The organism is Rhizobium sp. LEGMi-198b, from assembly GCF_054114205.1.
Genome location: NZ_JBSYVH010000005.1, coordinates 382,100 through 389,760, shown reverse-complemented (window position 1 = coordinate 389,760; position 7,661 = coordinate 382,100). Strand labels below are relative to the sequence as shown.

The following is a 7,661-nucleotide window of genomic DNA, read 5'->3' as shown; positions in this document are numbered from 1 at the left end:
AGGATCTTGATCCCCTCTCAAGGTGGGATCCAGAGACGGCCCTCCTTTTTTTGATAGGGGTGCAATCGCTACGAGCGCTTCCTATATTGGCTGCCATTGAAGTTGTTCGGGGGCGAACAGGCTTATTCGTTGGCTGTGCTTCAACCAAAGGCTTTCAAAGAGGGGTTTTATGCGCATTAGAGAGCCTTTGGTACGATCAGGCTTCTTTTGGCTTCCCGGCAAGGAGGACTACAGAGCACCAGGAACGTTGACGATTTCAGAAGCCGGAAAGGTTCATCTCGAAATCCTTGGGAGTTTTTCCGGCCCGACCGGGTCCGTCGAGGACCTTAAGGACGAGACGATGACCATTGGACGCGTGGTCGGCCAGATTGAGAAGGAAGGCATGCTCACTCTTGAGCACTGCTTCTATCGGAAGCTGCCTTACGGTTTCGGCGGTGTCATCAAGTCGAAAGTCGAAGCATCCTGGGCAATTTTGGGTGTGGCATTCGACGCCGATGAGAATATCCTTTTCGACGAGCAGTACACCTCTGTCCAAGGCTTCGAGGAGTGGCTTCGTGTTTCAGGGCTTTCCCTGTCGTTAATTGATACCCCACTCGTTTACTCGGTCGAGTACCGTCGCCCCGAGCCAATTACCCTATATGAAGGCGATGATTTCACGTTGTCCGTTGGTTTCGGACACACCATGCCGTCCATGACCGACGTGAAGCATGCAGAGATAAATGCCTCGGCTTATCTGAAAATATCAGCCCGGGAACCGCAGAAGCCCGGCTTCTTTACAAACATCGTTACTATGCTTCGAGAGTTTGTATCCTTCGCCGTCGACACCACGGTGTCGGTGACGGAAGTCTGGGCGATCAATAAAACCATCACGGAACCGATTGGCGAGGGTAAAACCAAACCAGCCAAGATGGACTTGTACTACCGTTCGAAAAACCACCTCGATAAGACGCCCAAAATTGACAGCTTCCGGATGTTGTATCGCTACCTCGATCTTCAGGGTAATTCCCAGAAGATATTCGCCAGTTGGTTCGAGTTGTACGATGTAATCCTGCCGGTCTTGCACCTCTATTTTTCAACGAGAGCAGGGTCACATACATTTCTGGAGGGACGTTTTCTTTCTCTCGCCCAGGCTGTTGAAACGCTGCACCGTCGAACCTCGACTGAAACCGCGATGGCCCCCGCCGATTTCGGCCCCTTGAAGGACCTTCTGATCAAGGCCGCTCCTGACGCGCACAAGGAGTGGATTGGCCAGAAGCTGGCTTTCGCCAATGAGATCAACCTTGCAAACCGACTGAAGCGGATTCTCGAACCATTCAAGGATCGGTTTGGAAGCGATGCAGACAGAAAGCGTCTTGTCCGGTTGATAGTGGACACCCGAAACTACCTGACGCACTATGACCCTAAATCGGAGCACAAGTCGGCTGATGGAATGCAGCTATATGTGCTTTGCGAGAAGATGGAGGCGCTGCTCCAGCTTCATTTCCTGAAAACACTTTCGTTTTCGGATGAGCAAATTGAGGCTGTTTGCGTGGGACCGCAGGCGTTGAAGGACAAGCTCAATTTGCGCCTTACGTAAGAGACGAATTAGATTTAGGCCCCAAGTGCTTCAGTATCTTTAGATCGTTTGGGGAAAAGTTACCAGTGTTGATTGCCAATGAGAACTCACCTGGCGGGGGGGAAGTCCTCCGCCCAATCGTCATCGAATGCCCGTTGCTGAAGTTCAGCGAACATAGTCCGGAACATGAGATCAATCTGATTGACAACGGCGGCATCTAAATCGTTTTCACAGATCTAGTATACCATCGTGCTCCCACATCAAACTAGCGTAGTTGTGTACCTGCCGCACCGTACTCATTCGGTAGCGTCCCGGCGTTTCCGGGGACGTGATGTTCATCACGCTCGAGGATGAAACCGGTATCACCGATCTGGTGGCGTGGACGAAGGTGGCGCGCCGCTTGCGGATCAACGCCTCACCGAGGAATCGAAGTCACCTTTGCTCCATCGATTTGTGCCTCGAGGCGAACGCTTCTCGAAAGAGCGCCAGAGCAATACGCCCCGTCAAGCTTTGTGGATCGTCCTGCGCCGCCTTGAGCGCAACCGCCAGCTTGCTCTGGACGCTCTTTGTTTCCAGAATGTCTCTCCTGTCCACAAGCTCGGCAAATCGACGGATGAGGCGCGCAAACCGATGCCTCCGCTCCACGTTGAGAAATGTATTCAACACCTCCACAAGGTTCTTCTGACGGGACCCTACCGGGTAGCCGTCAAGCAGGGAGAGCAAACAATTGATCAAGGAGTCGATATCAGCCTCCTCGAGTGTGCGGTCGTCGACATCGATGAGCGATAGCTTTTCAGCCAGTTCAGCAAGAAGCGTCCCTCGTTCGGGCATCGGAGTCCCATGGTCACCAGTTGCCGCACGCCAACGAGCTAAGAAGTCCTCGTGCCAACGGGTCTCAGGCGCCACGGCAAAAGCGCGGCCGCTCGAAAGCCAATTCAATTCATGAAGACCGACGAGCTTGGATTGCCACAAATTCTCCCGGACCCAGAAAGCGCGAAGAATGACCTCGTTCCGTTGCCGTGAGAGCTGAACGGTCTCGTTATCCATCGAGAACAGGTTCTTATTGTGCGAATAAAAAATGTCTTCGAATGAACTGAGAAGTCGTCCGTTTGTCGTCGGCGGCTCAAAATTCCACGTCAGCCACAGGAGCCGATACGCCTCGCTATCATAGAAATCTTCACGCTGGATGATGATCGGAATCTGGGTCGTCGCGAGTTGAACTTCGACGACAATTGGCGCTTCATCATAAACTGCGCGCACATCCGGGCGCCGACGCCCCCCTTCGGTGATGAGGTATGCATCGACGACCACGCTTTCCGGCTTGGTCCGGCGATCCTCTGAGAGGAGTTCACCAACGATGTTTTTGATCTTCGCATGCAACGGACTCTCTTGAGCGCCGTCAAACTGCCGCGCACTGACTACGTCCACACCGGATGGCGTCCCGGTCCACCATAAGCAGTCTTCAGGGCCACCCGGATGATGCTTCCAGTAAGGCTGTCCGGTTCGACCTTCACGTGGAGCGTAGACCGCATGCCCGCACAAGCCGCAAACATAACGCGGTCGACGATCCAGCCGGGCTCTGGTCGCAAGCCGCCTGACAACCTGGTAGTCGTCTTTGGGCATCCCCATCAAAGCATCGCTTGAAATCGTAAGCATCGTCTCCAGATCGATGGCTCGTTTAAGTGTCCTCTTGAATTGCTTCCCTGCCATCGCGACAAACCATCCCCATCGACCGCATTCTAATTATTGCATCCCGGTAAAGGTGGATTGAACCAACAAACCTCTCCTTGCGGCGCTTGTCGTGGCGTCCGAGCAGCTCCGCACCCGATCGGCCCTACACAGCAAAAGGCCACCGCTTAGCGACCGAGGCGCCGGCTATTGGGACACCTCGTAAACCGTCGGACGGCTATCAATGATATCTTTGTCGGCCCCAACCATCGTTGGCCGAATCCAAAGCAACCTGCTTTCTGCCAGCGCCTTCCCAAACCGTTGATTCCGCCAGTGTCCCCGGCGCCAATGGCCAACGGCCGAAGCGCCGAGCATCTTTCGCCTATCGAATGACGTTCGATAGCCGCAGAAATTGATCCAGCGACGACCGTCCTGGCGTGCTCGCGCTTCGGCCAATTTTCTTGCTTTGCCTTTCGCCCGCGTTACCTTTTCGTGGACCCGCGGATCGCTTAGTCGTTTTTCCTGATCGCGCTCGGGATAATTCAAATAGCAGACGAGGTTGAACACCAGTCGCGTGACCTCCTCCAGAACCGTTGGGTCGGAAATCACGTTGAGAAAGATCATCAGGATGCCCATCTTCTTCTCGAAGGGTATCCATTGGAATCGCCGATCGACGACCGCGTTCGATGCCATCCGCAACCGTATTGCGGTGCGAGACAAAATCGTAGTGCGCACGGAGCGTAGGCTGGCCCAAAAGATCGGTCAATGAAAGCGACGCCGGAGCATGATCACGCCGACAGAAGGTGAAATCCACACTGAACATCAAGTATGAGCGCCACTCGCCCGAACCGCGGATATCCACCTTTGCTGCGATTTCATCCATCACCGTATCGGGATCTAGCAGGTAACGGTCGTAAAGCTGTTGGGCAGCTGCATTTTCGGCCAACAGCTTTGCAATGTAACTGTCAAAGCTTGCAAAACTTTCGGAGCCGTCCTTGCGCAGACTCTCCAGAGCGCCTGGGATTCGCTCAAGATCCGCCCATTGCTTTCTCTGCTCAGCGATCAGTTCGTTCGGAGGACGGGGCCTCAACCGGAGCGAGTCAACTAGACAAGTTTCAGCCGTGACATAGAACCCGTCGACCACCCAATCGCGATTGTAGTTGGGCAAAAAATGCCCCGGTGCAAGAGCGACATAGAACGTATCGTACGGCATTCGCAGGTTCTGGACGGGCAACTCATTCACGTCAGTATCGGCCAGCATTGCCAACAAGTCGGGTGCAAACACAAATATTTGTTGTCCATCGTGACGCCAGTTTCTGAGCACTGAGCGCCAATTCTCCTCGCGCAGGATAACATCCCAGGCGGTTTTTTCCGGCACATCTTGAGGGAAATCGGCGAGAATTGCGGCTTCGTGAGGCGCCACCACCTGCCGGTAGTAGTTTTCCCGCTCTGCGTCGGTACCGTCCGGCCTGTTACTATCGACTGACCAATAAGCATCGAGCCGAGGCTGTAAACCGCGCAACTCGGTTTCATGACGCCAAGCGTGCAACTGAGAAAGCCTCACGGCTGGATTGGTCAAAAGTGCCCCCAACAAAGATAGATTTAGCTCACTGCAAGCCCGCACTCAGACTCAACAAAAAACGCTCATCTTAATCGGAAATCGAGACGATACATCGCCTAAACTCTGGTAGAAAAGCGATCGTAAGCAGTGACACGAACCGTTCTTATATCTGCGTCGTATCGATATATCTCACGTAGAAGGTAGGATATTTCCGCATCCTTTTCAGCGTCAGCAACATCGAAATACCAAGACCGGGGCTTCCCGTTCGCCTCGCCGTTCCAACGATACCCCCGCGCCTTCAGGAGATCTTTGAATTCGAACGGCGAGTTTTCGGCCCAGATCCGCCAGGTTGGTAGACGTGCGCGATCCAGCAGCCTGACAAGGGCCGAAATGTGCGCCGTCGGCAGTTCTCGCGCGAGGATCTCAATGGCGGCCAGGCAGTCATTCGCAGCGCGATGCCGATCGTAAAAGAAACCCAGGGCCATCGCGAGGTAGGAGAGCTTGGTGCCTTCGAACCCCTCAGCCGCCCAGTCGATCTCCGACATGGAACAGGCCCATGGCTTGGTTGAAAACACCGGACTGAAGCGTTCAAGAAAACGCCGATCAAATGCAGCATTATGTGCGATCACCACAGCAGACGGTGCAGCAAACGCGGCAACCTCTTCCGGATCAATCGACTTGCCGGCCACCATGGCGTCAGAAATACCGGTCAACGTCGTGATTTCCGGCGATATCGGCTTCGTCGGCTCGCGGAGACGGTTAAAGGGCTCTTGAACCTCCACGATCATCCCATCCAGCGCATACCGAAAAGGCACCATCGCCAACTCGATAATCTCGTCCAGATCGGGATCGAGGCCTGTCGTCTCGACGTCGACCATCAAGCCCAGGCGCGTCTCCGCAGCGTCGTATCCTTCCACTGGCCTTCGCGGTCGAAGGCGCCGTAGTACCCGATAGTCTGAACTGGCGTCTAGCGCCACCGCTAACTCTTCCAGATTTGAGGCATCGATCATCAGTCGAATACGCCCCCTGCACCGACATTCTGGACAGGTGACACAGCGATCCGAACCTGAGCTGCACGCCCCTCCTCGTGGAACCAGAGTTCCCCAATCTTCGCGTCATCGCTTTTCGGAAGCGGTTTCGCTTCCCGCACCTTGAAAGTGGTCGGGAGGTTCACCGATGTTCCGAAGACGAGCGCGTGCTGTTTCGGCAAAGACGGCAACCGTTTTAGAACCGCCTCCGAGATGAACGGTGTCATCTGCCGGATCTGCGAAAGATCATCTGGGTTCTGTATGCGATGGATAACGAAATTCGAGCACTGCGAGAGCACGGTTTTTGAAAGCTCGCTTGGTCTCTGCGAAGCGACCAACAGGAAAAGCCCGTATTTTCGTCCCTCTTTGGCGATTCTTTCATAGATCTTGCTTGCGTCAATCGCATATCGGGAGGTTGCTTCGGAAATATATCGGTGCGCTTCTTCGAGAAGTAGATGCACCGGAAAGCGATTCCGCGGATCGGCTTGACGCAGCAATCTGAACGCCATCCGTGCGAGCACGGATGCCACCAGCTCAACGACTTCATCTTCGACCGCATTCATATCAACTATGATGATCTGATGCCGCTTGAGCCAATTCGTTCCGTTGCGCTCAAGCCCCAGGAGTCTTTCCAGAAATGTGTCGCGGGACAGTTCCGCCTGCCCACCAGCAGCTTGGTGGCGAAGAAATTCGTATTCGGGGCGCTCCTCAAGGGACTTAAAGCGGGTCAGCATCTGCGAGCAATAATCCCGAATCTGCCTGTTCCCGTGCGCCTCCTCGTAAAGTATCGCCAGGTCCAGCGCCTCCCCCAACGCCGCGAAGTCGAACGGCAGATTGGAGTAGGCGGGGAGTTTCAGCCCATCGATGATGAATCCACCGCCACTTGCATCACCGAGGAGATATCTTGTCAGGCCATCCGGGTCTGCCATTTGACCGTAGTTGATCTTGATATAGGGCTTGATCTTTGTTGTGCCGATCTCGGCGGTATTAAACCGTTGCAGCAGACCGACCATCCGATCGTGCTTCGAGGGGCTGCCGGTGTCATCGCGGAGAATCTGGCTCAGGCACGTAGCAAGGATGTGGTTCTGTATGCCCTTCAGTTCAGCGCTTGCTCCTGCGGAAAACAGCGTGGCGAGGCCGAGCGCCATGCGCAGTATCGGAAGCTGGGTTCGTTCGCTGGCCTGAAGTAGCAGCTCCCATTCGGATTGCTCCAGGAACCAATGCGGAAGGCGGAACCTTCCGTCGGCTGCAGTTCCATCCAGCACGACATGTGCGACGCCAATGCTACTTTCTTTGGCGAGCGGCAACAGCGCATTGGCGTATTCACCGTTCACGTCGAAGACCAGGAACGTCGCCCCTCGGGCGTGGAACTCGTCCACCTTATCAAACAATGACTGGAGCACCGATGCTACGGTGCAGGACTTGCCGCTACCCGTATTCCCAAGGACGGCGGTATGACCGCCGAAAAAGTCGTCGATTCGGACTTTGACGTCGTAGCCCTCAAACACCACTGAGCGACCGATCGAAAGGGCGCGAAAGCGCGTCGCATCTTCAGGCACTGGCGGGGCGCCGTTGAGGCCCGGAGCAGGTTCGCTCGGCTTGTCGGTCTCGAAAACGCGGTCAAGCTCTGCATCGAGAGCATAGAGCGCGTCCGCGTAGAGCGACGGAAAGACGGAGACGCCGAAGCGGAACTTTGCGCTGCGGTCCTGTGGCAGCATTCCGACCGGCACGACGTCGAGATATTTCGCCGACGATGCCTTATCAAGCTCCCCTTCGCCGCGGCCGGCGTTGGCGATGTCCCGCTCTCGCAGGCCGACAACCTCGACCACGACATATTCCGTCTGAACCG

At 55.2% G+C, this 7,661-nt stretch carries 5 protein-coding genes and 1 pseudogene; 1 reads left to right on the top strand and 5 read right to left on the bottom strand.

Annotated elements, in window-relative coordinates; all coding sequences use genetic code 11:
- Nucleotides 1–169 precede the first annotated feature (169 nt).
- Nucleotides 170–1,576 (top strand): ApeA N-terminal domain 1-containing protein, encoded by a 1,407-nt coding sequence (locus ACXHXG_RS21010; protein WP_457900567.1) that lies wholly within the window; start codon nucleotides 170–172, stop codon nucleotides 1,574–1,576.
- Nucleotides 1,577–1,987: 411 nt separating this feature from the next.
- Here ACXHXG_RS21010 and ACXHXG_RS21005 read toward each other — a convergent pair whose 3' ends face one another.
- The 5 genes and pseudogenes from ACXHXG_RS21005 to ACXHXG_RS20990 form a co-directional block, all read right to left on the bottom strand.
- Nucleotides 1,988–3,265, bottom strand: coding sequence for a DUF6035 family protein (locus tag ACXHXG_RS21005; protein WP_457900566.1), 1,278 nt, complete (start codon nucleotides 3,263–3,265; stop codon nucleotides 1,988–1,990).
- Between the two features lie 165 nt (nucleotides 3,266–3,430).
- Nucleotides 3,431–3,847 carry an AcrVA2 family anti-CRISPR protein gene (locus ACXHXG_RS32090; protein ID WP_487247646.1) on the bottom strand — a complete coding sequence of 139 codons (417 nt, stop codon included), beginning with the start codon at nucleotides 3,845–3,847 and terminating at the stop codon, nucleotides 3,431–3,433.
- A gap of 430 nt (nucleotides 3,848–4,277) precedes the next feature.
- Nucleotides 4,278–4,508, bottom strand: a pseudogene (locus ACXHXG_RS32085) (AcrVA2 family anti-CRISPR protein); the annotation flags it as partial.
- Between the two features lie 392 nt (nucleotides 4,509–4,900).
- On the bottom strand, nucleotides 4,901–5,794 hold the full coding sequence (locus tag ACXHXG_RS20995) for a 3'-5' exonuclease (protein ID WP_457900564.1): 894 nt from the start codon (nucleotides 5,792–5,794) through the stop codon (nucleotides 4,901–4,903).
- On the bottom strand, nucleotides 5,794–7,641 hold the full coding sequence (locus ACXHXG_RS20990; protein WP_457900563.1) for an ATP-binding protein: 1,848 nt from the start codon (nucleotides 7,639–7,641) through the stop codon (nucleotides 5,794–5,796). Before ACXHXG_RS20990 ends, ACXHXG_RS20995 begins: the two co-directional genes overlap by 1 nt.
- Between the last annotated feature and the right edge of the window lie 20 nt (nucleotides 7,642–7,661).